This window comes from Microbacterium phycohabitans (assembly GCF_032464935.1).
GTDB classification, from domain to species: domain Bacteria; phylum Actinomycetota; class Actinomycetes; order Actinomycetales; family Microbacteriaceae; genus Microbacterium; species Microbacterium phycohabitans.
This window is the reverse complement of the sequence record NZ_JAWDIT010000002.1, coordinates 252,941-279,823: the sequence shown is the minus strand read 5'-3', so window position 1 is coordinate 279,823 and position 26,883 is coordinate 252,941. Positions and strand designations below refer to the sequence as shown.

26 protein-coding genes are annotated in these 26,883 nt (G+C 73.2%); 13 read left to right on the top strand and 13 right to left on the bottom strand.

Features of this window, described 5'->3' with window-relative positions; genetic code table 11:
- Nucleotides 1-111 precede the first annotated feature (111 nt).
- A complete protein-coding gene (locus RWH44_RS05705) occupies nucleotides 112-4,962 on the top strand; it encodes an SCO7613 C-terminal domain-containing membrane protein (protein WP_316003821.1) in 4,851 nt (1,616 codons plus the stop codon).
- A 78-nt stretch (nucleotides 4,963-5,040) separates the two neighbouring features.
- Here the strand turns inward: RWH44_RS05705 and RWH44_RS05700 are convergent, their stop codons facing one another.
- The 3 genes from RWH44_RS05700 to RWH44_RS05690 all read right to left on the bottom strand — a co-directional run bounded on the left by RWH44_RS05700 (nucleotide 5,041) and on the right by RWH44_RS05690 (nucleotide 7,436).
- Nucleotides 5,041-5,619: an HhH-GPD-type base excision DNA repair protein gene (locus tag RWH44_RS05700; protein WP_316003820.1), complete on the bottom strand. Its 579-nt coding sequence runs from the start codon at nucleotides 5,617-5,619 to the stop codon at nucleotides 5,041-5,043.
- Nucleotides 5,620-5,789: 170 nt separating this feature from the next.
- Nucleotides 5,790-6,071: a hypothetical protein gene (locus RWH44_RS05695; protein WP_316003819.1), complete on the bottom strand. Its 282-nt coding sequence runs from the start codon at nucleotides 6,069-6,071 to the stop codon at nucleotides 5,790-5,792.
- Between the two features lie 36 nt (nucleotides 6,072-6,107).
- Complete coding sequence (locus tag RWH44_RS05690; RefSeq protein ID WP_298876399.1) at nucleotides 6,108-7,436, bottom strand: glutamyl-tRNA reductase; 1,329 nt, start codon at nucleotides 7,434-7,436, stop codon at nucleotides 6,108-6,110.
- 100 nt (nucleotides 7,437-7,536) lie between these two features.
- Between RWH44_RS05690 and hemE the strand changes: the two genes are divergently transcribed.
- The 5 genes from hemE (at nucleotide 7,537) to RWH44_RS05665 (ending at nucleotide 11,318) form a co-directional block, all read left to right on the top strand.
- Complete coding sequence (gene hemE / locus RWH44_RS05685) at nucleotides 7,537-8,622, top strand: uroporphyrinogen decarboxylase (protein WP_316003818.1); 1,086 nt, start codon at nucleotides 7,537-7,539, stop codon at nucleotides 8,620-8,622.
- Nucleotides 8,619-10,121: a protoporphyrinogen oxidase gene (gene hemG, locus RWH44_RS05680; protein WP_316003817.1), complete on the top strand. Its 1,503-nt coding sequence runs from the start codon at nucleotides 8,619-8,621 to the stop codon at nucleotides 10,119-10,121. The genes hemE and hemG overlap by 4 nt, the downstream gene beginning before the upstream one ends.
- 112 nt (nucleotides 10,122-10,233) lie before the next feature.
- A complete protein-coding gene (locus RWH44_RS05675) occupies nucleotides 10,234-10,635 on the top strand; it encodes a hypothetical protein (protein WP_298876396.1) in 402 nt (133 codons plus the stop codon).
- Between the two features lie 4 nt (nucleotides 10,636-10,639).
- Nucleotides 10,640-11,050: a phage holin family protein gene (locus RWH44_RS05670; RefSeq protein WP_298876395.1), complete on the top strand. Its 411-nt coding sequence runs from the start codon at nucleotides 10,640-10,642 to the stop codon at nucleotides 11,048-11,050.
- Entirely contained in the window at nucleotides 11,040-11,318 is a 279-nt protein-coding gene (locus RWH44_RS05665; protein WP_316003816.1) for a hypothetical protein, read from the top strand. Before RWH44_RS05670 ends, RWH44_RS05665 begins: the two co-directional genes overlap by 11 nt.
- 410 nt (nucleotides 11,319-11,728) lie before the next feature.
- Here the strand turns inward: RWH44_RS05665 and RWH44_RS05660 are convergent, their stop codons facing one another.
- The gene (locus RWH44_RS05660; protein WP_298876393.1) at nucleotides 11,729-12,517 is read right to left on the bottom strand and encodes a bestrophin-like domain; all 789 of its coding nucleotides are present in this window, start codon (nucleotides 12,515-12,517) and stop codon (nucleotides 11,729-11,731) included.
- Nucleotides 12,518-12,678: 161 nt separating this feature from the next.
- Here RWH44_RS05660 and hemQ point away from each other — a divergent pair, with 161 nt between their 5' ends.
- From hemQ to RWH44_RS05630, 6 genes are all read left to right on the top strand, one after another.
- Nucleotides 12,679-13,350 (top strand): hydrogen peroxide-dependent heme synthase, encoded by a 672-nt coding sequence (gene hemQ, locus RWH44_RS05655; RefSeq protein WP_298876391.1) that lies wholly within the window; start codon nucleotides 12,679-12,681, stop codon nucleotides 13,348-13,350.
- The gene (gene hemC, locus RWH44_RS05650) at nucleotides 13,347-14,345 is read left to right on the top strand and encodes a hydroxymethylbilane synthase (protein ID WP_316003815.1); all 999 of its coding nucleotides are present in this window, start codon (nucleotides 13,347-13,349) and stop codon (nucleotides 14,343-14,345) included. The genes hemQ and hemC overlap by 4 nt, the downstream gene beginning before the upstream one ends.
- Complete coding sequence (locus tag RWH44_RS05645) at nucleotides 14,342-15,157, top strand: uroporphyrinogen-III synthase (RefSeq protein WP_316003814.1); 816 nt, start codon at nucleotides 14,342-14,344, stop codon at nucleotides 15,155-15,157. The genes hemC and RWH44_RS05645 overlap by 4 nt, the downstream gene beginning before the upstream one ends.
- On the top strand, nucleotides 15,154-16,137 hold the full coding sequence (gene hemB / locus RWH44_RS05640; RefSeq protein ID WP_298876386.1) for a porphobilinogen synthase: 984 nt from the start codon (nucleotides 15,154-15,156) through the stop codon (nucleotides 16,135-16,137). Before RWH44_RS05645 ends, hemB begins: the two co-directional genes overlap by 4 nt.
- Nucleotides 16,138-16,321: 184 nt before the next feature.
- Complete coding sequence (hemL, locus tag RWH44_RS05635; RefSeq protein WP_316003813.1) at nucleotides 16,322-17,662, top strand: glutamate-1-semialdehyde 2,1-aminomutase; 1,341 nt, start codon at nucleotides 16,322-16,324, stop codon at nucleotides 17,660-17,662.
- Between the two features lie 145 nt (nucleotides 17,663-17,807).
- The gene (locus RWH44_RS05630; RefSeq protein ID WP_316003812.1) at nucleotides 17,808-18,248 is read left to right on the top strand and encodes a hypothetical protein; all 441 of its coding nucleotides are present in this window, start codon (nucleotides 17,808-17,810) and stop codon (nucleotides 18,246-18,248) included.
- A gap of 42 nt (nucleotides 18,249-18,290) precedes the next feature.
- On the opposite strand, the gene RWH44_RS05625 is transcribed toward RWH44_RS05630, so the two are convergent.
- From RWH44_RS05625 to RWH44_RS05605, 5 genes are read right to left on the bottom strand one after another with little or no spacing between them, the layout of a single operon-like run.
- Nucleotides 18,291-18,794, bottom strand: coding sequence for a hypothetical protein (locus RWH44_RS05625; RefSeq protein ID WP_316003811.1), 504 nt, complete (start codon nucleotides 18,792-18,794; stop codon nucleotides 18,291-18,293).
- Nucleotides 18,787-19,023, bottom strand: a complete 237-nt coding sequence (locus RWH44_RS05620) for a hypothetical protein (protein WP_316003810.1) — start codon at nucleotides 19,021-19,023, stop codon at nucleotides 18,787-18,789. Before RWH44_RS05620 ends, RWH44_RS05625 begins: the two co-directional genes overlap by 8 nt.
- Nucleotides 19,020-19,163, bottom strand: coding sequence for a hypothetical protein (locus tag RWH44_RS05615; protein WP_316003809.1), 144 nt, complete (start codon nucleotides 19,161-19,163; stop codon nucleotides 19,020-19,022). Before RWH44_RS05615 ends, RWH44_RS05620 begins: the two co-directional genes overlap by 4 nt.
- Complete coding sequence (locus RWH44_RS05610) at nucleotides 19,160-19,474, bottom strand: hypothetical protein (RefSeq protein WP_316003808.1); 315 nt, start codon at nucleotides 19,472-19,474, stop codon at nucleotides 19,160-19,162. Before RWH44_RS05610 ends, RWH44_RS05615 begins: the two co-directional genes overlap by 4 nt.
- A gap of 4 nt (nucleotides 19,475-19,478) precedes the next feature.
- Nucleotides 19,479-19,784, bottom strand: a complete 306-nt coding sequence (locus RWH44_RS05605; protein WP_316003807.1) for a YbaB/EbfC family nucleoid-associated protein — start codon at nucleotides 19,782-19,784, stop codon at nucleotides 19,479-19,481.
- A gap of 185 nt (nucleotides 19,785-19,969) precedes the next feature.
- Here RWH44_RS05605 and cofD point away from each other — a divergent pair, with 185 nt between their 5' ends.
- A complete protein-coding gene (gene cofD, locus RWH44_RS05600) occupies nucleotides 19,970-20,935 on the top strand; it encodes a 2-phospho-L-lactate transferase (RefSeq protein WP_316003806.1) in 966 nt (321 codons plus the stop codon).
- A gap of 145 nt (nucleotides 20,936-21,080) precedes the next feature.
- Here cofD and cofC read toward each other — a convergent pair whose 3' ends face one another.
- The 4 genes from cofC to cofG all read right to left on the bottom strand — a co-directional run bounded on the left by cofC (nucleotide 21,081) and on the right by cofG (nucleotide 26,826).
- Complete coding sequence (gene cofC, locus RWH44_RS05595) at nucleotides 21,081-21,713, bottom strand: 2-phospho-L-lactate guanylyltransferase (protein ID WP_316003805.1); 633 nt, start codon at nucleotides 21,711-21,713, stop codon at nucleotides 21,081-21,083.
- A gap of 185 nt (nucleotides 21,714-21,898) precedes the next feature.
- Nucleotides 21,899-22,909 (bottom strand): glucose-6-phosphate dehydrogenase (coenzyme-F420), encoded by a 1,011-nt coding sequence (fgd, locus tag RWH44_RS05590; protein ID WP_298876359.1) that lies wholly within the window; start codon nucleotides 22,907-22,909, stop codon nucleotides 21,899-21,901.
- Nucleotides 22,910-22,918: 9 nt separating this feature from the next.
- Entirely contained in the window at nucleotides 22,919-24,412 is a 1,494-nt protein-coding gene (locus RWH44_RS05585; protein WP_316003804.1) for a flavin-containing monooxygenase, read from the bottom strand.
- Nucleotides 24,409-26,826: a 7,8-didemethyl-8-hydroxy-5-deazariboflavin synthase CofG gene (gene cofG, locus RWH44_RS05580; RefSeq protein ID WP_316003803.1), complete on the bottom strand. Its 2,418-nt coding sequence runs from the start codon at nucleotides 26,824-26,826 to the stop codon at nucleotides 24,409-24,411. The genes RWH44_RS05585 and cofG overlap by 4 nt, the downstream gene beginning before the upstream one ends.
- Between the last annotated feature and the right edge of the window lie 57 nt (nucleotides 26,827-26,883).

Sequence of the window (26,883 nt, the reverse complement as noted above, 5' to 3'; positions counted from 1 at the left end):
GTCCGGAGTTCGGGCGGGGGAGGAACCGTGCGCGTTCCGCTGTGGACGGCGACCGAGGGCGCGACGGGGTCTTCGCTAGCCTGGGGCGACGGCCGACGCCGAGGGGGCACGATGGAAGTCGAACACACGGGCGCACGCTCGGGGATCTCCTGGCCCGCGCAGCCGGGGGCGCTCGTCGACACCGGGCGGTGCCCCTCGTGCTTCACCGCGATCACGGTGTCGCCCTGTCCCGCATGCGGCCTCGATCTCACCGACGCCCGCACGGCCCGCGTGCTCGACCTGTCTCAGCGGATCGTCGCCCTCGTCGACGAGCGCGCCGCGGCTCTCCTCCTCATCCACCGCTCGAGCGAGAACGCCATCTCGGGCTCGATCGACGCGCCCGAGCGAGAGCCGGCTCCGCGCCTCGACTCCGGCGTCGCTGCGCCGCCGTCCATCCCGAGTGCGGCCGATGAGCCCGCGGGGAACGCCCCCTCGCCGGTGCTGTTCCCGCCGCCCGGCGGCCTCACCCCGCCGACCTCCGAGCGACCGCCGCTGCCCGTGGCCCCGACGGCTGCCCGTGCCGGGGAGGACGGGGACGCCGCTCGCTCCGCCGCCCGGGCGGCGGGCGTCGCATCCCCGGCCGCGGCATCCCCGGCCGCGGCATCGCCGACGGTGCCGGTCGCCCCGGCTCCGGTCGCCCCGCACGCGGACTCCCGCGGTTCCGTGCATCTCGCCCCCGCGGCCGACACGGGTGCGCGAACGCGGCCCGTCGGGCAGCCCCCCGTCTCCAGCGGCGGCGGGAGCCAGGGCGAACCCGCCACGCCCCGCCGCTCGAGCGTGCAGGTCTTCCTGCTCTCGACCGGCGTGGTCCTGCTGGCCGTCGCGGCGGTGTTCTTCCTCACCGTCGCGTGGATCAGCGGTGGACTCGTCCTGCGATCGGTCATCATCGGCCTGGTCACGGCGGCCGTCATCGCCACGGCCTCCCTTCTGCGGCGGCGCCGCCTCGAGGCGACCGCCGAGGGGATCTCCCTGCTCGGCATCGCGCTCGTCGCTCTCGACGTGTGGGCCGTGCGCGCCAACGACCTCGGCGGCGCGGCATCCGTCGATCCGGCCGTCTACTGGGGCGCGGCGACGACCGCCGCCGGGATCGCCTTCGTCGGCTGGGCCCGGCTCGCGCGGCTCCGCGCGCCGCTGTCGACGGCGGTGCTCGCCCTCACCATCGGTCCTGCTCTGCTGGGCGCGGGGCTGGTCGGCCCTGATTCGGTGCTCGCCTGGTTCGTCGCGGGTTTGATCGTGGTGCTGGTCGCGCTCGCGGCGCCGTTCGCGCCGCTCCTCTCGCCTCCGCCACGCGCGCGGATGCGTCCCGAGATCGTCGCGGTGCGCGTCCTGGCCGCCCTGGCCGGGGTCGTCGCCCTGGCCGCGGCTCTCTTCGTCGACCCGCAGGCCACCTGGTCTCCCGTTCTCCTCAGCGGATTGCTCGCCCTGGCCCTCGCGGCGCACGCGGGGGCGATGACCCGCCGAGGCGAGTCGCGACTCGCGCCCGTGGCCGCGGTCGCCGCCGTGCTGTGCCTCGGATCCGGAGTCGCCGTCTCGGTCGTGCGTGCGGCCGATGCGACGCTCTCCGTGACGGTCCCGGTCATCGTCGCGGTCGTGGTCGCGGTCGCCCTCGACGTCGCCGGACGGCGCGCCGATGGGGGACCGGCTCGCTCCACGCTGCTCGCCGGGGCCGTCACCGCAGCCGTGATCGCCGGGCTCGCCGCCCTCGCACCCATCGGCGCCGCCCTGACCACCGTCTTCGCTCGGATCAGCGACGTGACGCCGATCTTCGGTCGATCGGCCCTCCACGTCGACCCGCCGGATGCCACTGCGACCGCCGCCGTGATCGCCCTCGCAGCCGTCGCGATCCTCGCCGCGGCCGCCTGGCGCCTGTCGGGCGCGTGGCGAGCGCGACGCCTCGTCGCCCTGGCCGCCGGTGCCGCCGTCGCTCTGCTGGCCGGTCCACAGCTGCGGGTCCTGCTCCTGGTCGTCGCCTGGTACCTGGTGCTCGCCGTCATCGCTGTGGTGGTCCTCCTCCGCCGTCGCGGCGCGCTGACCGGGGAGTCGGCCGCCGCGGATCCGCTCGCGACTGCGGCAGGATCGTCTGCACCCGTCCCGGTGGGTCCGCTCGTGGCCTCTTCCGACCCGTCACCGGCCGCCAGCGCGGGTCCGCCCGCGAACCCCGCCGAACCGTCTGAGCCCTTTGCGACGGGTCCGCGCGCGATCACGGGCGAGCAGTCACTGCCCGTCTCCGCTGGTCCCCCGGTCGCCGGCGGGGTGGTTCTCGCCATCCTCGTCGGGACGATCTCACTGCTCGGCGGGCTGCTGCTGTCGTTCGCGTCACCCGTTGCGTGGGCCGTCGCGACGGTCGTCGTGACGGGCGTGATCGCCGTGGCGGCCGGCATCCACCGCCTGGTCCGGGTGGCGTCGACCGTCGCCGTGGTCGGGTTCGTCTCGATCAGCGCTCTGCTGGTGCCGCTCGCCCTGCGCTCGGGTGCCGACGTCTCGCTCGCGGGCGGATCGCCCTTCGCGGTCGCCGCGGTCGTCGCGGCCGGGTGCCTGGTGTTCGTGGGCCTCCCCGTGGCCCGCAGGGTCGGTCTCGACGCGGCCCAGCGCGCCGCCGGTGCACTCACCGCGATCATCGTCACGGTGCTCTCGTCCGGGGTGGCGCTGATGGGGGGTCCGCCCGCAGCCGATGCCTGGATCGCCGGAGCGTGTCTCGCTGCGGCGGTGGTCACCGTTGTTCTGACCGGCGCGCCGGGCTTCCACTCCTGGCGCGTCGCGCGTCCCGCTGCGGCGCTGACGGCACCCCTCTTCGCCGCCGCCGGCGTCGACGCGGTGCTGCGAGCAGTCGACGCGCCCGCGTTCGCGCGAATGATCGTCGCGGCAGCGCTGGGCGTCGTCGCGGTGGCGGTCGCCCTTCGCGCGCTCGGGAAGAAGCCCGGCCTGCGGGTGCTCACCGACGCGGGTGCCGGGCTCATCCTCGTGCTCGCGGTCGCTGCGGCACCCTCGGAGGGAGCGCGCTGGCTGCCGCTGCTTCTCGCAGCCGTCGCCGCCCTGCTGTGGGCCACCGACTCCGAGGGGCTTCTGACGTCGAACAGCGGGCGACGGCACCTCGTCTGGCTCGCGCTGCTCGTCGGTGCGATCGCGCTCTGGTCCCGCCTGCTCTGGCAGGGCACCGACACCGTCGAGTTCTTCACCCTCCCCGTCGGCGTGGCGCTGCTGACCCTCGCCGCCGGAACCGAGCGCGCCCGCCGTCGCCGCCCCGAACGCCCCGTCGCCACACCCGCGGTGATCGCCGCGGCGGGCGTGGGCGTCGCCCTCCTCCCCACGGCGCTGGCAGACCCCGACGACCTCGTCCGCGCGGTCATCGCCGGGGTGCTCGCCGTCGTCCTCGTCGTCGGGGGCGCGTGGCTCCGTCCCGCTCGCACGCCCGACGCGCTGCCGGTCGCGGTAGCCGCCGCGGCGGCCCTGACCCTCGTGGTGTGCATCGTGGTGCGCGTCGCCCACGCCATCGACCTCGGTGCGACCGGATCACCGGCGACGGATGCCGTGCTCCTCCTCGCGGCCCTCGCGCTCGCCGCCGCGGCGGTGGGGGTGTCCCGCCGCGCGGCGGCCTGGTCCGTCCCCGCCTCGCGCGGGATCGCGATCGCCGCGCTCGCCCTCTTCGCCCTGGGCGAGGCGGCGCTCGTTGCGACCGCGGTCGGCCCGGTTCTGCGCGTGGTGCTGTCGATCGCTGCGCTCGGCGCGGTGGGCATCCTGCTGCTGCGCCGAGAATCCCGCGTGTGGTCCTCGGCTGTCGTCGGGGTCGCGCTCGGCGGAGCGGCGCTCGTCGGAGCCGTCGCGCTCGCGACCGGTGTGCGTCCGCTCGAGTGGGCGACGGTCCCTCTCGCCCTGGTTCTGCTGACGGCGGCGCTGTCGCGGTGGTCGCGCCCGCTGTCGTCGTTCCTCGTCGCGATGGCAGCCGTCGGACTGGCCACGGGACTGCTGCCGTCGGCGGTTCTCGCGGGCGGATCCCCGACCCGCGCGATCGGCGTCGTCGTGGCTGCTGCGCTCGTCCTGGCAACCGTGCCGCGAGTGATGCGCGGCCCCCGGGCGGCCCTTCTCGTGCCCGCGGTGGTGATCTCCGGCGCGGCCCTCGGGCTCGCGGCGATGTTGCGTGCCCTGCACGACGTGCGGGCGCCCTTCTTCGACGTGTGGACGCTCACGCTGTTCGTCTGCCTCGTGGGTGCGGCCGTCCTGCTCGTGCGCCGCAGCGCGGGGGTCCCTTCGTGGATGCGGCCCGCCCTCACCGTCTACGCCCTCGCCCTCGCGGCCGCCCTCTCAGCCGCGCGGATGCTGACGCTCCCCGGGCCTGACGTCGTGCGGGTGGTCGTCACACTCGCCGTGATCCTCGGGGTGGGCCTGTTCTGGCGCGGTCCGCATCGCGCGTCGGTGTGGTGGGCGGCCCTGGGTCTCGCCGTCGCGGCGGGCGTCCCGGCGGTCGTGGCGGGGGCGGCGGATCCGATCGAAACGGCGACGGTTCCGATCGCGGCAGCGTTGCTCGCGAACGGCGTCCGTTCGCTGCGGACGAGGGCCGAGGTGGGCAGCTGGCCGGCCGTCGGCGCGGGTCTCGGCGTGCTGCTGATCCCGTCGCTGCTGTTCGACTTCGTCGGCGACTCGACGCTGTGGCGCGTCATCGGCCTCGGGGTGGTCGCCCTCGTCGCTCTGCTGTGGGGCGTACGCCGACGTCTCCAGGCTCCGGTGGTGCTCGGTGGTGTGGTCTTGATCGTCCACGCCGTCGCGCAGCTGTGGCCCTGGATCACCGCGCTGTACGAGAGCGCCTCGGGGCTGTGGTGGCTATGGCTGGGCATCGCCGGCGCCCTGCTCATCGTGATCGCGGCGACGTACGAGCGTCGCATCCGGGAGGTGAAGGCGGTCGCGCTGGCCCTCCGCGCCCTGCGCTGAGGCGATCACCCCGGCGTTGGCGCTCCGCGCTCACCCGGATCGACCGCCGGGGCACATAAACCGCCTTGCCCCGCCCGGCTAGTCCTTCTTCGCGTCCTTCGCCGCCGCCTTCGCCGCCCGCTTGTGCTCGCGCACCTTCGTCAGCGAATCGGGGCTGACGATGTCGGCGACCGAGCGGAACGAGCCCTCCTCGCCGTACGGGGCGGAGGCCTCTCGCCATCCGTCGCCGTCGAAGCCGCGCTGCTTGCCCAGCAGAGCGAGGAAGATCTTCGCCTTCTGCTCGCCGAAGCCGGGCAGCGCCTTCAGGCGCTTGAGCACGGTCGCCCCGTCGGGGTCGTCACGCGTCCAGATGTTCGCGGCATCGCCACCCCAGTGCTCCTCGACGGCGCTGCACAGCGACTGCACGCGCGTGGCCATCGAGCCCGGGAACCGATGGACCGCGGGCGACTGCGAGAACGCCGCCGCGAACGCCTCGGGGTCTTCGTGAGCGATGGTCGCGGCATCCATCGATCCGGTCCGCTCCTGGATCTTCAGCGGTCCCGCGAAGGCCGTCTCCATCGCCACCTGCTGGTCGAGCAGCATGCCGACGAGCAGCGCGAGCGGGTTCGTCGACAGCAGTTCGTCGGCGGCGGGGTCATCGGTGATGCGCAGGCTCATGACCTCATTCTCGCGCGGACCGCACGGAGCGGGCGTCGCCGTTTGCGAGACCGCATCTCGTCGACGCACCCGCGTCGTCCCGTGCTCGCATCCTCAGCCGGATGCCGCCTCGCCGCCCGACCGTCGTCGCCCTGCGCGGGCCGCTCCGGCGCGGTGCCCCCGGCATGGGGTCACTCCGGCGCGGCGATCCACTTCTGCGCGAAGGGCACGGCATCCATCGATCCGAGGTCGTTCGTGATCTCGTTCAGCTGCGTGCGGAAGTCGTCGACACCGCCGGCCGGGAGGCGCTTGACGAGCGACCCGTCCACGCGCCGGATGACGACCTCGCTCACCGACGGGGCGTCGCCGCCCGCGTCGAGCAGACCGAGGACCACGGTCGCCGCCCAGCGGAGCCCGTTTCGGGAGCGGTCCTCGCCCGCGACGGCGTAGACCTCGGATGCCGGTGTGCTCACGGCATCCATCCTGCCCGAGGACGAGCAGGCGGGGCGTCAGCCCGCGTCGGCGATGTCGCCGCGCGTGGTGGCCGTGTCGGCGGAGCCTTCGACCTCGATGCCGAACAGCGCCGAGAGGGCGTCGATGTACTCGTCGGCACGGCCGGTCTCGGCCAGCTCGTGTGCGCGCGTGGTCGGGGTGTGCAGCAGCACGCCCACGAGGTGGCGCAGGGCCTGCTCGGTCTGTCCGCCCTCGTCGCCGCGGGCCCGCACGCGGGCGACCTCGGCGTCGAGCACGCCGAACACGTGGGCGCGCAGCGCCACGACGGCGGGGGTGATGTTCTTGCGCTCGCCGACGGAGGCGAAGCGTCGGGCGGCGTCGCGCACGAGGTCGCGCGCCGCGTCGGTGGCCTGCAGCTCCTCGAGAGGGGCGTGCAGGCGGATGGTCTCGAGGTCGAGCAGGTCGACGCCCGGCACCGTCGCGACGTCCGGGTCGACGTTGCGGGGCAGGCCGAGGTCGATGACGAGGCGGCGGCCCGCGTGGTCGACCGGGCAGCCGGCGGCAGCGGTGGCCTCGGCGCCCGTGCGTCCGGCGGCGAAGGTCGCGGCACTGACGACGTGGTGCTCGCTCGTCGTGCAGGTGATGACGAGGTCGGCGTGCGCGACGGCGGAGGGGAAGGTCTCGGTCGAGACCGCGCGCAGACCGTGCTTGGCGGCGAATTTGGCGGCCCGGCCCGAGGGCGAGTGCACCGCGATGTCTTCGGCGCCCTGGTCGCGGAGAGCTGCGACGGTGGCGGCGGCGTACGCGCCGGTGCCGACCAGCAGCACGCGCTGCGTGGACCAGTCGGCGATGCGGCTGTCGGCCAGTTCGAGGCCGAGGCGCACGAGCGAGCGACCGGCGCGGCCGATCGCGGTGGAGTTCTTCACCCCGCGCTGGGCTTCGGACGCGCGCTGGAAAAGGCGCTCGAGCTCGGCGGAAGTGGTCCCCAGCTGCCGTGACTCGGTGAGCGCGCGACGCACCTGGCCGGCGATCTCGCCCTCGCCCACGACGACGGACTCGAGGCCCGAGGCGACCGAGAAGAGGTGCTCCGCGACGTCGTCGCCGCCGAGCACGGTGTAGGAGCCCTCGAGCTCGCTGGCCGGAACGCCCGTGGCGGCCTCGATGGCGCTCAGGGTGGCGTCGACGCCGAGGGCCACGGCCGCGGTGACGGGCTCGTCCATGTCGACGTACGCCTCGAAGCGGTTGCACGTGGCGACGACGACCGCGCCCTGCACGAGCTCGGCGTGCTCGGCGATCAAGGGGGCGACGGGGGTGCGGGGTACGCTGAGCCGCTCGAGGAGCTCGAAGGACGCGGTCTTGTGACTCGCGCTGACGCACAGCAACACGTTCTTATTCTACGCCCGGCCATCCCGGGGTATTCCGGGTGGCCTCTCGACGTCAAGGCATCCCCCGCGCGCACAGGAGGCGGATGGGAGGATGGATGCCATGGCATCCCTCGACGCTCCCCTCCTCCGCGCCCTCCGCGGCGACCGCCCCGAGCGTCAGCCGGTGTGGTTCATGCGGCAGGCGGGTCGCTCGCTCCCCGAGTACCGGGAGCTGCGCGTCGGCACCCGCATGCTCGACGCGTGCCTCACCCCCGACCTCGCGGCCGAGATCACGCTGCAGCCGATCCGACGTCACGACGTGGATGCCGCGATCTTCTTCAGCGACATCGTCGTACCGCTGCGTCTGGCCGGTGTCGACGTCGTGATCGAGCCCGGCCGCGGGCCGGTGTTCGCCGATCCCGTGCGCACCGCCGACGACGTCGCGCGGGTGACCGCGATCGATCCGGCCGATGTGGCCGTGGCGGCGGAGCCCGTGCGTGAAGCCGCCCGGCGCGTGACGGCCGAGCTGAGCGACAGCGTCCCGCTCATCGGCTTCGCCGGCGCCCCGTTCACGCTCGCCGCGTACCTGGTCGAGGGCGGCCCCTCGAAGGAGCACCTGCGGGCCCGCGGAATGATGCACGCCGACCCCGCCTCGTGGCACCGCCTCGCCGGGTGGCTGGCGAAGGTGTCGCGCGCCTTCCTCGACGCCCAGATCGAGGGCGGGGCGCAGGCCGTGCAGTTGTTCGACTCGTGGGCGGGGTCGCTCTCGCCGTCGACCTTCCGCGAGTTCATCGCCCCGCACTCCACCGAGGCGCTCGAGGGCATCGAGGTGCCCCGCATCCACTTCGGCGTCGGAACGGGTGCCTTCCTCGACGACATGCGCCTGGGCGGACTCGCCGACGCCGTGGGCGTCGACTGGCGGATGCCGCTCGACGAGGCCGCCGCCCTCGTCGGCCCCGACGTGACCCTGCAGGGCAACATCGACCCCGCGCTGCTCGGAGCGCCCTGGCCCGTCCTCGAGGCGCACGTCGACGACGTGCTCGCCCGCGGACGCGCGGCGCGCGCGCACGTGCTGAACCTGGGACACGGCGTTCCGCCCGACACCGACCCCGAGGTGCTGACCCGCATCGTCGCCCACGCGCACGCATCGCGTTCGCAGGAGGCCCAGGCGTACGAGGCCCACGCTCCGGGGGAGCAGGGCGCGTGAGCGAGTCCCTCGAGCGTCTCGTGCGGCACGCGCACGAGACGCGCGTGATCGTGATCGGCGGGGGCGTCTCGGGTCTCGTCGCCGCGCGCGAGTGCGCGAAGGTGGGGCTCGAGGTCACCGTTCTCGAGGCCGCCGACGTGCTCGGTGGCGTGGTGCGCTCCGCCGAGGTGGGCGGGATGACGCTCGACGTGGGCGCCGAGAGCTTCGCCACCCGCGGCGGGGTGGTGCGCGACCTCCTCGACGAGCTCGGCTTGGCCGACGACGTCGTCTCGCCGAACCCGGCGGGCGCGTGGGTGGCGGGCGTTCCCGGCGTGGGCGCAGCCCCCCTTCCGAAGGGCGGGGTGCTCGGCATCCCCGACAATCCCTTCGCACCCGACGTGCGACGCGTCATCGGCTGGTCGGGGGCATGGCGGGCCTACGTCGACCGCGTGCGTCCCCCGCTCACGATCGGTCACGCGCACAGCCTCGGCAAGCTCGTGCGCTCGCGCCTGGGCGCTCGCGTGCTCGACCGCCTGGTGGCGCCCGTCACGAGCGGGGTGTACTCCGCGCGGCCCGACGACATCGACGTCGATCTCGCCGCCCCCGGACTCAACGCCGCCCTCACGCGCACGGGCTCGCTCACGGGTGCGGTCGCCGAGCTGCGCGCCCGCCGACCGCAGACCCGTCCGGCCGATGCCCCGGCATCCGACGTCCCCGTCGCCGGGTCCGCGAAGGCCCCCGCGCCGGGAGGCGCCGTGCAGGGCATCGTCGGCGGCATGTCGCGCCTGGTCGACGCGCTCGCGGCCGGACTGCGCGACGCCGACGTCGAGGTGCGCACCGGTGTGCGGGCCGAGAGGCTCGACCGCACCGACGACGGCTGGGCGGTGTCGACGTCGGTCGATGACGAGCCGCTGACCGCGCGCGCCGTGATCGTCGCGCTCCCCGAAGGACCGGCGCGGCAGCTGCTCGCCCCGGTCGTGCCGGGTCTCGAGGCGGGCGATCCGATCGCGCCCGTGGTCGAGGTCGTGACCCTCGTGCTCGACGCGCCCGTGCTCGACGGTGCACCGCGGGGGACGGGCGTGCTCACCGTGCCCGGCAGCCACGTGGCCAAGGCCCTCACCCACTCGACCGCCAAGTGGGACTGGGTCCGGGACGCCGCCGACCCCGGCGTCCACGTCGTGCGCGTGTCGTTCGGCGCGCAGGGGGAGGAGCCCGCCACCACGGCTCTCGACGACGACGCCGCGGCGCACCTGGCGCTGTCGGAAGCCGCCGCGCTGCTCGGCGTCGAGCTTCCGGCATCCGTTCTGCGCGCCGCTCACCGCGTGCGCTACGTGCAATCGCAGCCGGCCGCCACGATCGGTCGCGCCGCCGTCACGGCCGCCGCGCGCGATGCCGTGCGCGCGGTGTCGGGGCTCGGGACGACCGGGGCGTGGCTCTCGGGCACCGGTCTCGCGCAGGTGATCCCCGACGCGCGCCAGGAGGCCGACCGCGTCCGCAGCGCCGCGCTGTGGCGGAGCTGACAGACCCTCACCGTCGGCCATGCGACGCCGCCTGTCAAGGGCGGATGCCGGATGCGGCATACATGACTACTGTGAGACTCGACCACCACTCGAACGAGCGTGAGGAGACCCCATGAGGGGCAAAGCAGCACTCGTCGTCGGACTCGTGGCGGGCTACGTGCTCGGAGCACGCGCCGGCCGCCAGCGGTACGAGCAGATCAAGGAGCAGGCCGAAAAGGTCTGGAGCCAGCCCGCCGTCCAGGGACAGGTCGAGAAGGTGAAGGCGCTCGGCGTCTCGGCTCTCAAGTCCGTGCCCGGCGTGGTGTGGAAGGGCGCGAAGTCCGTCACCACCGCGGCGTCCGGTTCGGGCACCGTGCAGGAGCGCGCCGAGCGCGCGGGCCGTGCCGCCAAGCGCTCCGCCGACGAGGTGGCCGACGTCGTCGAAGACGCCGTCGACGACGCCAAGCAGGCCGAGAAGTCCGCGACCACGCGCGCCCGCGCGGCCAAGAGCGGCTCCACCTCGTCCGGGAGCTGACCGCATGACCACTCCGCGCGGATTCCGCGATCGTTCCGACGACAGCCTGTTCGAGCTGCTCGGCGACATCCCCGAGCTGGTGCGCAACCTCGTCGTCGCCGAGATCAACGGCGCGAAGGCGTGGGCGCAGCGCACGGCGAAGGATGCCGGTATCGGCGCCGGCTGGTTCGTCGGCGCCCTCATCGTGCTGTTCTGGGCCGTGCCGGTGTTCTTCGCGTTCGTGATCGCCGGGCTCTCGTCGTGGTGGCCCGTCTGGCTGTCGGCCCTCGTCGTCTTCGGCGTGATGGTCGTGATCACGGCGATCCTGGCGCTGCTGGGCTACCTGCGGATCAAGAAGCTCTCGAGCCGCGAGAACCCGGGCAAGGCCATCGCCGAAGACGTCCGCATCGTCAAGGAGGCCCGCGATGAGTATTGAGCGCCCCGTCCCCGTGCCCCGCACCGCGGTGCCGTTGGGCATCACCGACCCGGTCGAGTCGGCCCGCGCCGAGCTGAAGGCCGCTCTCGCGGCCATCGAGGTCAAAGCCAACATCCCCCGCCGCGCGAGCGATGCCGTCGACCGCGCGGTCCACGACGTGCGTGAGAAGGCGCAGCGCAACCCCGGGGTGGCTGCGGCCGCCGTGGCGGGTATAGCCGCCCTCGTCGGCGTCGCCGTCTGGGGACTCGTGCGCGCCTACACGCGCTGAGACGTCACGAAGCGGTCCGCCCCCTCGCCGGGGGTCGGGCCGCTTCGTCGTTTCCGGGCCGTGCGGTCGTTCCCGGGGCCGTGCCGCCGTTCCGGGGGCGTGCCGTCCTGCGGACTCTGGGCGCGGCGCGCCGTGCGGTGGGGCGTCGGAGCGGCGTGTCGGGTGCGGACTCCGCGGGACGGTTCGCCTGGGAGTGGATGCCGTGCCCCCGGCGGCGGAACGTCTCGGGGCGCCGGGCCGTGCCGTCGTTCCGGGGCCGTGCCGACATTCCCGGGCCGTGCCGCCGTCCCCGGGGCGTGCCGTCCTGCGGACTCTGCCCGCGGCGCGCCGTGCGGTGGGGCGTCGGAGCGGCGTGTCGGGTGCGGACTCCGCGGGACGGTTCGTCCGGGGGCGGATGCCGTGCCCCCGGCTCACGGCTCGTTCGCGAACAGTCCCCGCAGCAGATCCTCGAAGTACTCCGGCGTCACCGCGATCGGACCCGCGTACGCGTGGTCGAATCCGGCGATGGCGTACAGCAGCAGCGCCACGAACAGGGCGAGCAGGCTCGACATGAGCAGGTGGACGCGCAGGTTCCGCACCTCGATCAGGGCGATGAGGATCGCATTCAGCACGGCGCCGACGCTCAGCACGATCCACAGCACGCTGGGCAGGGCGAGGTGGGTCAGCGCGATGCGGTCGCGGCGGTTCTCCACGAGCAGCTGGAACTGATCCAGCGACTGCTGCACGTAGAGGGTCTCGGCGGCCGTCGTCGGCTGCACCTGGCCGATGGCCTGCTGCATCGCGGAGATGTTGGCATCCGTCTCGGAGGGGATCTCCAGGCGCCGCTGCATCGGCCAATCGAGGTCGATCACGTTGCGCGTGTACTGCACGATCTGGTTCTGCAGCTCGTCGCCCTGCGGATCGGGGAGCAGCGCAGCCGTTCGATACAGGGATGCCAGCGACGACGACTCCTGGAGCACCACCCCGTCGACCTCGGTGAAGTTGCCGTAGGCGGCCGCGGCGATGAGAGCGAGCGTCACGCCGTAGAAGACGCCGTACGCGCCGACCGCGTAGCTGAGCACGCGGTCCCACTCCTCACCCTGCGGAGCGACGCGGAAGACCCAGGTGCGCAGGACCAGCAGGATCACGCACGAGCCGCCCACCACGAGCACGATGAACAGCGGCAGGCCCACGGACATGGGCAGGTCGTAGAGCCACATCGGGCACCCCTTCGGCGGGCGTCCCCCGACGCCGTCGTCGCACAGTACCAAGGCGCGCGGGCGGCCCGCAGCCCCTCCCGTTCCGCTCGACGGGCGCGGGGGTGCTTCACCGGTGAGTCAACCGGTTTGGAGCGCCACGCCGACCGGACGAGACTGGGTACATGTCCCACGACAGCTCCTCCTCCGTCTACACGCTGTGGGCGGTCTTCCGCCGCGACCCCGAGAACCCGGTGACCGCCGCCGAGTCCACCGAGCTCGCCGACCTCGTGTCGCTGATCGAGGCGGACGGCGTCACCGTCCGCGGCTTCTACGACGTCAGCGGTCTGCGCGCCGACGCCGACCTCATGGTCTGGCTCCACGGCGAAGACCCGCAGGCGCTGCAGCGCGACCTCCGGCGCCTGCGTCGCACCGACCTGCTGAAGAACCTCCTGCCGACGTGGAACGCGATGGGCGTGCACCGCGATGCGGAGTTCAACCGCTCGCACGTCCCCGGATTCCTCCGCGGCATCGAGGCGCAGCAGTGGCTGTGCCTGTACCCGTTCGTGCGCAGCTACGAGTGGTACCTGCTGCCCGAGGCGGAGCGTCGCGAGATGCTCATCGAGCACGGCAAGAAGGGCAGCGTCTACAAGGGCGTCATCGCCAACACCGTGGCATCCTTCGCCCTCGGCGACTACGAGTGGCTCCTGCCCATGGAGGCGGACGTGCTCACCGATCTCGTCGACATGATGCGCGACCTGCGCTACACCGAGGCCCGTCGCCACGTGCGCGAGGAGGTGCCGTTCTACACCGGCCGTCTCGTGACGCTCGACGAGATCCCCGAGATCCTCCAGTGAGCGCGCCTCTGCGGCTCGGTACGCGTCGCAGCACCCTGGCGATGGCGCAGTCGCAGATGGTCGCCGACGCCGTGGCCGCGGCATCCGGTCGCGCGGTCGAGCTCGTGCCGATCGTGTCGGAGGGCGACGTCAACCGCGCGTCGCTGTCGCAGCTCGGCGGCCGCGGGGTGTTCGCGAACGGCCTGCGCGAGGCGCTCGCCGCCGATCGCTGCGACTTCCTCGTGCACTCGCTGAAAGACCTGCCCACTGTGCAGCCCGACGGGCTCGTGATCGCCGCGACGCCGCCGCGGGAAGACGCGCGCGACGTCGTGGTGACCCGTGACGGCACCCCCCTCGGCGCCCTCGCCCCGGGGTCGCGCGTCGGCACGGGCTCGCCCCGCCGTGTCGCGCAGGCGCTGCGGCACAACCCGCGGCTCGACATCCGCGACATCCGCGGCAACGTCGACTCGCGTCTCGCGCGCGTGCGCGACGGAGAGCTGGATGCCGTGATCCTCGCGGCCGCGGGCATCTCGCGCCTCGGCGGCGACCTCGGCGGCCTGCACGCCGAGGCTCTGGGCCTGGCGGAATGGCCCACCGCGCCCGGGCAGGGTTCTCTGGCGATCGAGACCCGCAGCGACATCGACCCGGAGGTGCACGCCGCCCTCGCGCACCTCGACGACGAGGACACCCGCGTCGCGATCACGGCGGAGCGCGTGGTGCTGAACGCCCTCGACGCCGGGTGCAGCGCGCCGGTCGGCACGCACGCGTCGCTGGCCGGGGGCGACCTGCGGCTTCGCGCCGTGGTGTACGCCCTCGACGGCACGCAACGGATCGGTATCGACCGGACCGTGCGGCTCGCACCGGGGTATGGTGGGGAAACGGGCAGTGGCAATGGAGCGGATGCTGCCGACGACGGGGGACCGATCGCGCGAGCGGCGCGAGCGGGCCGAGAAGCCGCGCGTCGGTTGCTCGAACGTGGGGCGGCCGACCTGGTACCACGAGAGTCGACCACATGAATGAAGGCCACTGGAACACGCCGAACCCGACCACGGGCGGCGTGCCGAAGCCGCTGAGCGGACGACGCGTCCTCGTGCCACGTGGTGGCCCCTGGGGCGACGGCGTGGCGGCGAGCCTGCGGCAGCTGGGGGCCGTCCCGGTCATCGCGCCGCTGATCAACTTCGCCCCGACCAACGATCAGGCGACCCTCGACGAGGCGCTCGCCGATCTCGCAGCCGGTGCCTTCGACTGGCTCACGCTCACCAGTGCCACCACCGTCGACGTCCTGTACGCGTACGAGGCCGTCATCCCCGCCGAGACGAAGGTCGCCGTCGTCGGCGAGACCACCGCCGCGGCGATGCAGGCCGTCGGCTACCGCGTCGACCTCGTGCCCGAACGCGACAACTCGGCGCAGGGGATGGCCGAGCAGATGATCGAGATCGAGACCGAGCCGCGCAAGGTCCTGACCCTGCGCAGCGAGATCGCCAAGCCGGTCCTCACGCGCCTGCTGATCGAGGCCGGGCACGACGTGCGCAGCGTCGTGGCGTACCGCACGGTGGGCGTGCCGGTGACCGAGAAGATCGCGACCGACGTCCACTCGGGTCGTATCAACGCCATCCTCGTCACCAGTGGTTCGGTGGCGGAGCAGGTGGTCGAGCAGTTCCCCGAGATCCCGGCATCCACGGTCATCGCGGCGATCGGACCCCGCACGGCCAAAGACGCCAAGCGCGCCGGACTGAGCGTCGACGTCGTGGCCGACAGGCAGACCGTCGACTCCCTCATCGAGGCGGTCGCCCGTTTCCCCCTGACCACCGACGAATCGACTTCATGAGCTTCCCCGAGCACCGCCCGCGGCGTCTGCGTCGCACTCCCGCCGTCCGTCGTCTCGCTCGCGAGACCCACCTCGTGCCGTCGCAGCTCGTGCTGCCGATGTTCGTGCGCGAGGGGATCACGGAGCCGAGCCCCATCGGCTCGATGCCCGGGATCGTGCAGCACTCGATGGATTCGCTCCGCCGCGCCGTGGCCGAGGCGGCCGAGCAGCGGATCGGCGGGGTCATGCTCTTCGGCGTGCCCGAGGTGCGCGACGCCGTCGGCAGTGGTGCCGACGACCCGAACGGCATCCTGAACCGCGCCACCGAGGCCGTCGTCGCCGAGGTCGGTGACGCGGTGGTCGTGCAGACGGATCTCTGCCTCGACGAGTTCACCGACCACGGCCACTGCGGCGTCCTGCGGGCCGACGGCGCCGTCGACAACGACGCCACCCTCGAGCGCTACACCGCGATGGGGCTCGCGCAGGCCCGCGCGGGCTCGGCGATGCTCGGGCTGTCGGGCATGATGGACGGCCAAGTGGGCGCCGTGCGCGAAGCCTTGGATGCCGAGGGCTTCACCGACACGCTCGTTCTGGCGTACTCCGCGAAGTACGCCGGCGCGTTCTACGGCCCGTTCCGCGAGGCCGTCGACTCGCAGCTGAAGGGCGACCGTCGTTCGTACCAGCTCGACCCCGGCAACGGTCGCGAGGGCGTGCGCGAGGCGCTGCTCGACGTCGAAGAGGGCGCCGACATCGTGATGGTCAAGCCGGCCCTGCCCTACCTCGACGTGCTCGCCGACGTGAAGGCCTCGGTCGACGTGCCGGTGTGGGCGTACCAGGTGTCGGGCGAATACGCGATGGTCGAGGCCGCCGCCGCTCACGGCTGGATCGACCGCCGCGGCGCCATCATGGAGAGCCTGCTCGGCATCCGTCGCGCCGGCGCCGACGCGATCCTGACGTACTGGGCCCTCGAGGCCGCCCGCTGGCTCCGCGAAGAGCTCTGAGCCCCGCCCGCTGACGCGCGCTCGTGCGGTGCGCCGCGCTGACGCGCGCGCCGGCGTGAGTCGCCAGAATGTGTCGCTTCGACCGCCTCGGAGGCGACGAATCTTGGCGACTCACGCGGGTGAGCGGCAGCGAAGCTGACCCGCGCGGAGCCGACACCCGCGCGCGCCCGGAAGAATGGATGCCATGACCGATCTCAACGACCAGTGGTTCGCCCGCGCCAAGGACGTCATCCCGGGCGGGGTGAACTCGCCCGTGCGCGCCTACGGCTCCGTCGGCGGTACGCCGCGGTTCGTGCAATCGGCGTCGGGTCCGCGCATCACGGATGCCGCGGGGCGCGAATACGTCGACCTCGTCGCGTCGTGGGGTCCGGCCCTGCTCGGCCACGCGCACCCCGAGGTGGTCGGCGCGGTGCAGTCCGCGGCATCCCGGGGTCTGTCGTTCGGTGCGCCGACGGGGGCCGAGGTGGAGCTCGCCGACCTCGTCGCGCAGCGCGTGCAGGTCGGCGCCCTGAAGCCGATCGAGAAGGTGCGCCTGGTCTCCACCGGAACCGAGGCGACGATGACGGCGATCCGCCTCGCTCGCGGGGTGACCGGTCGCGACCTGCTGATCAAGTTCGCGGGGCATTACCACGGCCACTCCGACGGCCTGCTGGCCGCCGCCGGCTCGGGCGTCGCGACGCTCGCCCTGCCCGGCTCGGCGGGGGTTCCCGCGCCGATCGCCGCGCAGACGCTCGTGCTGCCCTACAACGACCTCGACGCGGTGCGCGAGGTGTTCGCCGTGCACGGTGAGAACATCGCCGCGATCATCGTCGAGGCGGCCTCGGCGAACATGGGTGTGGTGCCGCCGCTGCCCGGCTTCAACGCCGCGCTCGCCGACATCGCGCACGGCCACGGCGCGCTGCTGATCATGGACGAGGTGCTCACCGGCTTCCGCGTGCACCCCGCCGGTTTCTGGGGCCTGCAGGCCTCGCAGGGCGAGCGCTACCTGCCCGACATCCTCACGTACGGCAAGGTCATCGGCGGCGGGATGCCGCTGGCCGCCCTCGCCGGCCGCGCCGAGGTCATGGACCACCTTGCTCCCCTCGGACCGGTGTACCAGGCGGGCACGCTGTCGGGGAACCCGCTGTCGGTGGCCGCGGGCCTGGCCACGCTGCGCCTGGCGACGCCCGAGGTGTACGCCGCGGTCGACGACGCCGCCGGCCGCGTCGCCGACGCGCTCGATGCGGCCCTGACCGCCGAGGGCGTGGTGCACGCCGTGCCGCGCGCGGGATCGCTGTTCGGTGTCGCCTTCCTGCCCGAGGTGCCCCGCGACTACGCGACCGCGCTCACGCAGCAGTCGTACCGCTACGCCCCGTTCTTCCACGCGATGCTGGATGCCGGAGTCTCGCTGCCCCCGAGCGTGTTCGAGGCGTGGTTCCTCACGGCGGCCCACGACGACATCGCTCTCGAGCGCGTGCTCGAGGCGCTGCCCATCGCGGCGAGGGCGGCCGCGGAGGCCCTGGATCCGACGCTGCTGGCGCAGTAGCCCAGAACGTCGAGTCCCCCCCCCGGCCGCCTTGATACGGTCGATTGGGGGGTGGAGCGATGACCGCATCGAATTCCTGGTCGGCGCCGGAGCACTGGGCGCCCCATCCGTGTCGAGCCGGCGCGTGGTCGCGATGAGGCGTCGTGTGCTCACCGCCATGGTCGTCGCGGCGGGGTTCGCATCGGCCGGCTGTGCGCCGGCCGGCTCGGCCTCCACCGTCACCGTCACCTGGACCGGGCCCGACGGCGAGCAGACGGTCACGATGACGCCCGACGTGGTCGACTGCGACGACACCGGCGCACGTGGAACGTCGGTGCAGGTCGAGCCGCAGGGCACCTTCTCGTTCCGTACGAACGTCGACGAGGGAGCGCGCGGGTCGGTCGGGGTCGGCGCGGAGAGCGTGCTGGTCTCGTTCGAGTCCGACGACATCGACCTCACCGTCCGCGGGGATGCCGTGACGGTGGCTTCCAGCGACGGTGAGGCAGCGGTCGTCGAGGGATGGTCGCCGGAGGACGGCATCGTCGACTCGCCCGACGACGCGACACGCTATCCCGCGACGGTCACCGCGAGCCTGCGCTGCGAGTGACGCTGGCGCGGCCGCGTTCGCGTGCAGTGATCCATGCCGGTCTCACCCGTCGCCATCCGTGAGGAAGAAGAGCGGCTCGACGAACTTCCCCGGGGTCGTGATCGCCACGGCGGGCTGAGCTCGTGCGGCGTGCAGGGTCTCGCGAACGTGCGCCACGAGATCGTCGAGCGTGGGCGGGAGCGCGGCGGCGGGGTCCGGATCGGCGAGTTGCTCGGCGATGACCACGGGGCGTCCATCGTCCAACGTCGTTCGGGCCACTTCGAGGAGGACGGTCTCGGGCGGGAGCACGACCTCCTGCTCAGCCTGCTGAGCGGACAGGAACGAGATGTCGCGGCCCGTGCGGCTGACGATCGCGACGACGACCGGGGTCGAGAAATTCTCGGTCGCGATGCGAGGGTCCTTGCTCGTCGCGGTGACCCCGCGTGTCCAGCGGGCCGGCGCGAGCGAAGGAACCGAGGGCAGTCCGTGGAAGACGATCCCGGTGTACGGGGGCAGCCGTTCGAGTGCGCGCAGGAACCTGAGTGCCGCCTCGCCGGGATCAGTCATTCACGTCATCTTCCTCTTCTTCACCATCGACGTCGAACGGCACAGGGGGGCCGGGTGCCGGACGGACGACGCTGATCCCGGGAACCATACTGTCGGTCTTCTCCGGAATGGCGGGCCGACCACGGTACATCCCCTCCTCATGCCGGCGCCGGAGGTTCTCCATCGCCGCACGGGCTCTGGCTTGATCCTCCGGCGACAGGCCCGGGGCCATGCCGTCCGACTTGCTCATGAAACCTCCCGCATGAATATCTGAGTGATGCCGTTGACCTCCTGGCGCGCGAGCACCAACTGCGTGCCGGAATCCAGCAGACCCGCCCCGCTGAACGGGGTCGCCGTGTCAATGGGACCGGCGATGAGGGCGTTGCTCACAGGCCCGCCTCCAGCGCTCGCACCCACTCGAGCACCTTCTGCTCGTACGCCTCCAGATCAGCCCCCACACCGACGATCTCGGTTGCCGAGCGACGCACCATCTCTCCCGCCGCGCCGATCAACGACCCCGCGGCATCCGCGGCCATCGTCGCCGGCGGCACCAGGAACGCGCACAACACCCCGAACGCCTCCGCGTGCAGCCCGCCCGCCGAGCCCGCGTCACGGGCGACGGAGACATCGGATGCCACGGCCCCCACCCACGACGCGTGCGAGCCGATCAGCCCGACATCGACGGCGATACGCTCCGCCACGGGATCAGACCCGGAAGCCCATCGGCTGGGACGGCGGCGACTGCCGCTCGATCTCGCCCGCCAACCGCTCCACGATCGCCGAGTCCGCACCGAACGCGGCACGCGAGATCTCCAGCGCCTGCTCCCCCGCCAGCCGCTGCGCATCCCCCGCCGTCTCGACGATGAGCCGCTCCAACGCGTCGGGGCGCAACTCGTACGCCGCGTCGGCGAGACGGATACCGACCAACCGGCCCGTGGCATCCACCGTCACCGACACCTCGCGACGGGGCGAGGTCGCCGCCGCCCGCACGGCATCGATGTCGACCTGCACCTACTGTGCCTGCTCCGCCCGCAGCTGCGCTTCGGCGACCTGCTGCTCGATCCGCGCGATCGCCGCCTCCGCCTCACGAGAAGAGAACAGATCACTCATTCGACCGAGCGTAGTCGGAGGCCTTCCACGAGGAGCGAGAGATGTGAACATCCTCACGAGCCGTGAGCGGGTGGAAGACTGGATCGATGCGTCCTCCCCAGCCCCGTGTCGTCGTCCTCGCCGGTGGAGTCGGGGGGTCGAAGTTCACCCTCGGCGTGCGCGCCGCTCTGCGCCGGCTCGGCGCGCCCGAAGCCACCGTCGTCGTCAACACCGGCGACGACCTGTGGCTCTCCGGCGTGCGGCTGCAGCCCGACGTCGACTCGATCACCTACGCCCTGGCCGGGGTGAACGACACCGTGCGCGGCTGGGGTCGCGCGGGCGATACCGAGCGGGTGAACGAAGAGCTGCAGGCGTGGGGTGCGGGTTGGCCCTGGTTCACGCTCGGCGACCTCGACCTCGGCACCCACCTCGCGCGCACTGGTTGGCTGCGCGAGGGCCTCACCCCGACCGAGGTGCTCGGTCGGATGGCGCGGCGGTGGCCGCTCGGCATCCGTCTGCTGCCCATGACCGACAGCGAGGTCGACACCCACGTTCTGCTCGAGGACGGGCGGCGCCTGCACTTCCAGGAGTGGTGGACGCGTCACCGCGCGCAGCTGGCCCCCCGAGCGTTCGAGAACCCCGGGATCGCGGATGCCGAGCCCGCACCCGGAGTGACGGATGCCATCGCGGCGGCCGACGTGGTGCTGCTGGCGCCGTCGAACCCGGTGGTGTCGATCGGTCCGATCCTCGCCGTGCCCGGCATCGCGGAGGCCCTGCGCGCGACCCCGGCGCGCGTCGTCGGCGTCTCGCCCATCATCGGCGGCCGGGTCGTGCGGGGGATGGCCGACGTGTGCCTGACGGCGATCGGGGTCGAGACCTCGGCCGCCGCCGTCGCCCGGCACTACGGCGCGCGATCGGCCGACGGGGTGCTCGACGCGTGGCTGCTCGCGGAGGAGGATGCCGCGTCGGCGGCGGACGTCGAGGCGGCGGGGATCCGAACGGTCGTGCGGCCGCTGTGGATGACCGACGAGAACGCGTCGGCGGCGATGGCCGAGGCGGCGCTCGAGGCGTGAGGCGCTCCGGCGGGCGCTCCGGCGCGCGCGGAATCGGAGGTCGGCGTCAGATCCGGATGCCGAGGGCTCTCTGATCCGGATCTGCGGCAGGTCTCCGAATCCGCCGCGCGGCTCCCGGCGGCGGGCCTCCGCGCGGCTCGCGGCGTCAGGCCGCAGCCGCCGCCAGCACCGCGGCCGTGCGCGGACCCACGCCCAGAGCGACGGCCTCGGCGAGCTGCACGGCCGTGTCGACGTCGCGACGCAGCGTGGAATCACGGGGGACCGCGAGGTCGGCGCACCCGAGCAGGCGGTGGCGGGCGGCGGAGTCGGCGCCGAACGCCGACACCCACACCGCGCCCGGGCGGGCCGTGACGAGGGTCGAGCCGGTGCCCTCGGCATCCGGGACCAGACCCCGCTCCACGTGGCCGGCCAGCTCGAGCGCGGCGTCGAGGTCGTGAGGGGTGAGCGCGGGCACGTCGCCCAGGAGGGCGGCGCGGGCGCTGCCCTGCCCAGCCGTCTCGGCTCCGCGCGCGATCGCCGCGTCGAGGCCGCGCACGTCGCCCTCGGTGAGCACGTCGACTGCCGGCCACTGCGCGACCAGGTGGGTGATCTCGGTGTCGTCGGTCACGACGACGACCCGCGAGACTCGCGGCGTCGCCGCGGCGGCCGCGATGGTGTCGAGCGCCAGGGCGCGGGCGAGTGCCTCGCGGTCGGAGACACCCGTCAGGCGCGTCTTGCCGATGGCGGCGGGTTTGACCGGGACGATGATCGTCCATCCGGTGGCGCTGGTAGTGCTCATCGCATCCATTGTGTGTCGTACCCGACGGATGTGCGGGTGGGGTATCGCTGCGGCGGCAAAGGTGCAGCGGGCTACGCGAGATGACCGTCGTTTCGCGAGATGATCCGCGATGCGACGCGAACGCGGGTCATCTCGGCGACCGGGCGTGATCTCGGGCCCGCCCGGGGGCCCGGGGGCCGGGGGCCTCAGCCGAAGCGCTTGCGCAGGCGCGGCAGGACCTCGGCCCCGTAGGTGCGCAGGAACTCCTCCTGATCGTGACCGGGGTCGTGGAACACCAGGTGCCGGAACCCGAGGTCGACGTAGTGCGCGATGCGCTCGACGTGCTCGTCGATGTCGGTCGAGACGATGAACCGGGATGCCGCCCGCTCGATCGGAAGTTCGTCGGCGAGACGCGCCATCTCGAGGGGGTCGTGCACGCTCATCTTCTCTTCGGCCGAGAGCGCCAGCGGCGCCCAGAAGCGCGTCTTCTCGAGCGCGGTCTCGTGGTCGGGGTGGTACGAGACCTTGACCTCCATGAGCGTGTCGATGTCGTCGCGCGTGCGGCCCTCCTTGCCGAGCCCCTCGTCGAGCGCGGGCAGCAGCTTCCCGGTGTAGAGCTCGGGGTCCTTGCCGCTGGTGGTGATGTACCCCTCGGCGATGCGGCCGGCCAGGCGCGTGGCCGCGGGGCCCGAGGCGCCGATGTAGATCGGCACCTTCTGCTCGGGGCGGTCGTAGATCGTGGCATCCTTCACCGAGTAGTAGGTGCCCTCGAAGGTGACGCGGTCTTCGGTCCACAGCTTGTCGATGAGGGTGATCGCCTCTTTCAGGCGCTGGAAGCGCTCGGGCGGCTCCGGCCAGTCGAGGCCGAGGGTCACCTCGTTGAGGGCTTCGCCCGTGCCGACGCCGAGGGCGACGCGGCCCGGGAACATCACACCGAGGGTCGCGAACACCTGCGCGATGACGCCCGGGTGGTAGCGGAAGGTCGGCGTGAGCACGCTCGTGCCGAGCATCACGCGCTGCGTGCGCGCACCGAGAGCGCCGAGCCAGGGGAGGGCGTTCGGGGCGTGTCCGCCCTCGTGCCGCCACGGCTGCAGGTGGTCGGAGAGGAAGACGGAGTCGAAGCCCATCTCCTCGGCGAGTACGCCGAAGTCGAGGAGCTCGTTCGGGCCGAACTGCTCGCTCGAGGCCTTGTAACCGAAACGCAGGGGAATGGTCATCGCTGTCTCCTAGCCGTGCGGGTGGGTGGGGATGGAACCGGTGACGGGGGTGCGGGCGGGCTCGAACTCCGACCCGTCGGTGCCGGCGAGTCTCTCGTGGAACGCCTGCACCGTTCCGGGCCACAGCAGGGTCAGTCGGCCCGACCGCTCGTCGACGTACCAGTTGCGGCACCCGCCGGTCAGCCAGGGGGTGGATGCCGCGGCCGCCGCGATCTCGTCGGTGTAGGCCGCCTCGGCTTCCGGGCGCACCCGCAGCACGCGGTCGGGGCGTCGATCGCGCTCGCACAGCGCGCGCACGACGTAGGCGGCCTGCTCCTCCGCCATGAGCACGGCGGAATTGTGGCCGAGGCTGGCGTTGGGGCCGTTCATCACGAAGAGGTTGGGGAAGCCCGCGACCACCGTGGACCCGAACGAGGTCATGCCGTCGGACCAGTGCGCGGCGAGCGTGTCTTCTTCTCCGTGCACGAGGTCGGCGTAGGGCTGCTGGGCCGCGGCGAAGCCCGTCGCCAGCACGAGCACGTCGGCGTCGTGATGCGCTCCGCTCGCGGCGGTCAGCACCGAGCCGTCGACCGACACCAGGGCCGTGGGCTCGAGGGTCACGGCATCCGAGGCCACCGCGGGATAGAACGCGTCGGACAGCAGCACGCGCTTGCATCCGAAGGCGTAGTCGGGCGTGAGGGCCTCGCGTAGCGCGGGGTCGGTGACCTGGGCGTGCAGGTGGTCGAGCGCAACCTTCCGGGCGGCGGCGGATGCCGTGGCGTCGCCCGAGCGGGAGGCGAAACGCTGCTCGCCCTCGGTGTAGAGCTGCGCGCGCAGCCGCGCGAGGTCGCCGGGGTGCGCGGCGAGACGCTCGCGCTCGGCGCGCGGGATCTCCTCGCCGCCGCGCGGCACGATCCACGCGGGGGTGCGCTGGAAGAGCGTGACGTGGGCGGCGCGGCGGGCGAGCTCGGGGACGAGCTGCACGGCGCTCGCGCCGGTGCCGACGACGGCGACGCGCTTTCCGGTGAGGTCGACGTCGTGGTCCCACCGGGCCGAGTGGAACAGGGGGCCGTCGAACGACTCGAGCCCCTCGATCGCGGGGACGTGCGGCTCGGTCAGGCGTCCGCAGGCCAGCACCAGGGAACGCGCGGTGACGGGCTCGGCGCCGGTGTCGAGTCGCCAGACCGCGCCGGCGGCATCCCACCGCGCCCCGAGGAGAGGGGTGCGCAGGCGCAGGCGATCGCCGAGGTCCTCGCGCTCGGCGACCCCGCGCAGGTACTGCTGGATCTCGCCGCCCGGGGCGAACGTGCGGGTCCAGTGCGGATGCGGGTGCGCGGCGAGGCTGTAGAGGTGCGCCGGCACGTCGCACGCGACGCCGGGGTACGTGTTGTCGCGCCAGGTGCCGCCCACGTCGGCCGCGCGTTCGAGCAGCACGACGTCGTCGCGGCCGGCCCGCCGCAGGGCGCCGGCCATGGCGAGGCCGGCGAAGCCCGCGCCGACGATCGCAACGTCGACGACTCTCACGCGGGGGCTCCGTCGGGCGTGCGGGCCCCGTCGACCGGGAGGGGGAAGCGCGTGCCACCGCTCGTCACGATGGAGGGCGCCGCTGCGTCGGTGACCCGGTAGTCGGTCGTACGCAGCCGGAACGGCCGCATGAGGCTCCGGGCGAGACGTTCGGCCGCGGGGACGGGCAGTTCGAGGCCCTGTTCGATCCCGGTGTCGGGGAGCACCCGCCCGTCGTAGAGCGTGCCGCCCAGGTCGTCGCCGCCGGAGCGCAGCAGCACCGCCGCGGTCTCGCGGCCGACGCGGGTCCACGGGATCTGCACGTGCGCGATGCTGCCCGACAGCAGCAGTCGCGACACCGCGACCATCGCCCGGTGCTCGTCGACCGGTGCGCGTCCCGCGACCAGCGGCACGTCACCGCCGGGCAGGGGGATCGGGACGAACTCGGCGAAGCCGCGCGTGCGGTCTTGGATCTCGCGCAGACGTCGCAGGTGGGCGATGCGCTCCTCGGCCGTCTCGACGTGCCCGTAGAAGAGCACCGAGGTCGAACGGAAGCCCGAGAGGTGGGCGGCGGTGATGGTCTCGATCCACGCGTCGATCTCGAGATCGGCCGGGGCGACGAGGGCGCGCACCCGCTCGCTGAGCACCTTCACGCCGGTTCCGGGCACGGTGTCGACGCCGGCGTTGTGCATCGCGGCGAGCGCACCGCCCAGGCCGAGGCCGCCGCGATCGGCGAGATCGCGCACGTCGAGGGGACGGTAGGCGTGCACATGGATGCCGGGGGCGGCGGCCTTCACCGTCCGCACGAGGTCGAGATACCCGGCGGGGTCTTCACTGCCGGGCAGTGCACCCTGGATGCAGATCTCGGTCGCGCCGAGGTCCACGGCGTCCACCGCGATGGCCGCGGCGTCGTCGAGGTCGAATTCTCCCGGGGCCGTTCGGCCGCTGCGCCGCAGTCCCGTCGAGGTGAGGTTGCGGTTCTGCACGAGGGTGATCGGCTCGCCGACCGTGTAGCGGCGGGCGTCGTCGGCGACGGCGGCGAGGTCGTCGAGCTCCGCGCCGGTGGCGTGCAGCAGGCGGGTCCAGTCGGCGTCGTCGAGGGTGAGAGGGGCGGATGCCGCCCGCTCGGCGAGGCGGCGCACACCCGGGTCGGAGGCGGCGGTGCCGCTGTGCGCGGGGGCCGACGGGTGGGCGGTGGGTGTGAGGTCGGCGGCGAGGCCGTCGGCATCCGCCAGCGCCCGCACGGGAGCGTGCAACGCGGGGTCGATCCAGGTCTCGGCATCCCGCACGAATTCGGGGTGCGCGGTCAGACGCTCGCGCAGCGTGTAGCCGTGGGTGGCGGTGGACGCGGCCAGGTCGTCGATGTGCGGCCAGGGACGCTCGGGGTTGACGTGGTCGGCGGTGAGCGGCGACACCCCGCCCCAGTCGTCGATGCCGGCGGCGACGAGCAGACCGAGCTCGCGCGGGTCGGAGAGGTTCGGCGGCACCTGCACGCGCATGTCGGGACCGAGCACGAGCCGCGCCACGGCGACCGCCGCGAGGTACTCGCGCATGTCGGCGTCGGGAGCGCCCTGCATGGCGGTGCGGGGCTTCGCGCGGAAGTTCTGCACGATGACTTCTTGCACGTGCCCGTGGCGTTCGGCGCTCTCGCGGAGGGCGATCAGCGACTCGGCGCGGTCGCGGACGGTCTCGCCGATGCCGACCAGGATGCCGGTGGTGAACGGGATGCCGGCGGCGCCCGCGTCGTCGATGACCTTCAGCCGCAGCGCCGGGTCTTTGTCGGGCGAGCCGAAGTGCACCTGCCCGGGCTCTTCGTACAGGCGACGGGAGGTCGTCTCAAGCATCATGCCCATCGACGGCGAGACCGGGCGCAGCGCCGCCAGCTCGTCGGGGTGCATGACGCCGGGGTTGGCGTGCACGAGCATTCCCGTCTCGGCGGTGATGAGGCGGGCGATGTGCGCGACGTAGTCGATCGTGGAGGCGAAGCCGTGCTCGTCGAGCCAGGCGCGGGCTTCGGGCCAGCGCTCCTCGGGGCGGTCGCCGAGCGTCAGCAGCGCCTCTTTGCAGCCGAGTGCCTGCCCCTGCCGCACGACCGTGAGCACCTGCTCGGGGCTCATGTAGGCGGGCTTGCGCAGCAGGGCGAGCTGGCCGGGGGTGTCGACGAAGATGCAGTAGTGGCAGCGGTCGCGGCAGAGCGTCGTGAGGGGGACGAACACCTTGCGGGAGTAGGTGATCACGCGCGGGCGGCCGGCGTTCTCGAGTCCCTCGTCGCGCAGGGCCGCGGCGACGGGGAGGAGCGCGTCGAGGTCGGCACCGAGCAGGGCCTCGGTCTCGTCGACGTCGGGTCGATGCCCCGCGCGCACGCGCTCCAGCAGGTCGTCGATGGTGGTGCCCCGGGCCGGTGCGACTCGCGGCGCAGCGCTGCCCGTGCTCATCGCTCAAGGCTATCCCCCCGCTCCGACATCCGGGCCGGAGGGTGATCGTTGCCGTCC

Coding starts and splice junctions, on each gene's coding strand:
- RWH44_RS05705 (WP_316003821.1), top strand. CDS start 112: ATGGAAGTCGAACACACGGGCGCACGCTCGGGGATCTCCTGGCCCGCG.
- RWH44_RS05700 (WP_316003820.1), bottom strand. CDS start 5,619: ATGAGCCTGCGCATCACCGATGACCCCGCCGCCGACGAACTGCTGTCG.
- hemE (WP_316003818.1), top strand. CDS start 7,537: ATGGCATCCCTCGACGCTCCCCTCCTCCGCGCCCTCCGCGGCGACCGC.
- RWH44_RS05675 (WP_298876396.1), top strand. CDS start 10,234: ATGAGGGGCAAAGCAGCACTCGTCGTCGGACTCGTGGCGGGCTACGTG.
- RWH44_RS05670 (WP_298876395.1), top strand. CDS start 10,640: ATGACCACTCCGCGCGGATTCCGCGATCGTTCCGACGACAGCCTGTTC.
- RWH44_RS05665 (WP_316003816.1), top strand. CDS start 11,040: ATGAGTATTGAGCGCCCCGTCCCCGTGCCCCGCACCGCGGTGCCGTTG.
- RWH44_RS05660 (WP_298876393.1), bottom strand. CDS start 12,517: ATGTGGCTCTACGACCTGCCCATGTCCGTGGGCCTGCCGCTGTTCATC.
- hemQ (WP_298876391.1), top strand. CDS start 12,679: ATGTCCCACGACAGCTCCTCCTCCGTCTACACGCTGTGGGCGGTCTTC.
- RWH44_RS05645 (WP_316003814.1), top strand. CDS start 14,342: ATGAATGAAGGCCACTGGAACACGCCGAACCCGACCACGGGCGGCGTG.
- hemB (WP_298876386.1), top strand. CDS start 15,154: ATGAGCTTCCCCGAGCACCGCCCGCGGCGTCTGCGTCGCACTCCCGCC.
- hemL (WP_316003813.1), top strand. CDS start 16,322: ATGACCGATCTCAACGACCAGTGGTTCGCCCGCGCCAAGGACGTCATC.
- RWH44_RS05625 (WP_316003811.1), bottom strand. CDS start 18,794: ATGACTGATCCCGGCGAGGCGGCACTCAGGTTCCTGCGCGCACTCGAA.
- RWH44_RS05620 (WP_316003810.1), bottom strand. CDS start 19,023: ATGAGCAAGTCGGACGGCATGGCCCCGGGCCTGTCGCCGGAGGATCAA.
- cofD (WP_316003806.1), top strand. CDS start 19,970: ATGCGTCCTCCCCAGCCCCGTGTCGTCGTCCTCGCCGGTGGAGTCGGG.
- cofC (WP_316003805.1), bottom strand. CDS start 21,713: ATGAGCACTACCAGCGCCACCGGATGGACGATCATCGTCCCGGTCAAA.
- fgd (WP_298876359.1), bottom strand. CDS start 22,909: ATGACCATTCCCCTGCGTTTCGGTTACAAGGCCTCGAGCGAGCAGTTC.
- cofG (WP_316003803.1), bottom strand. CDS start 26,826: ATGAGCACGGGCAGCGCTGCGCCGCGAGTCGCACCGGCCCGGGGCACC.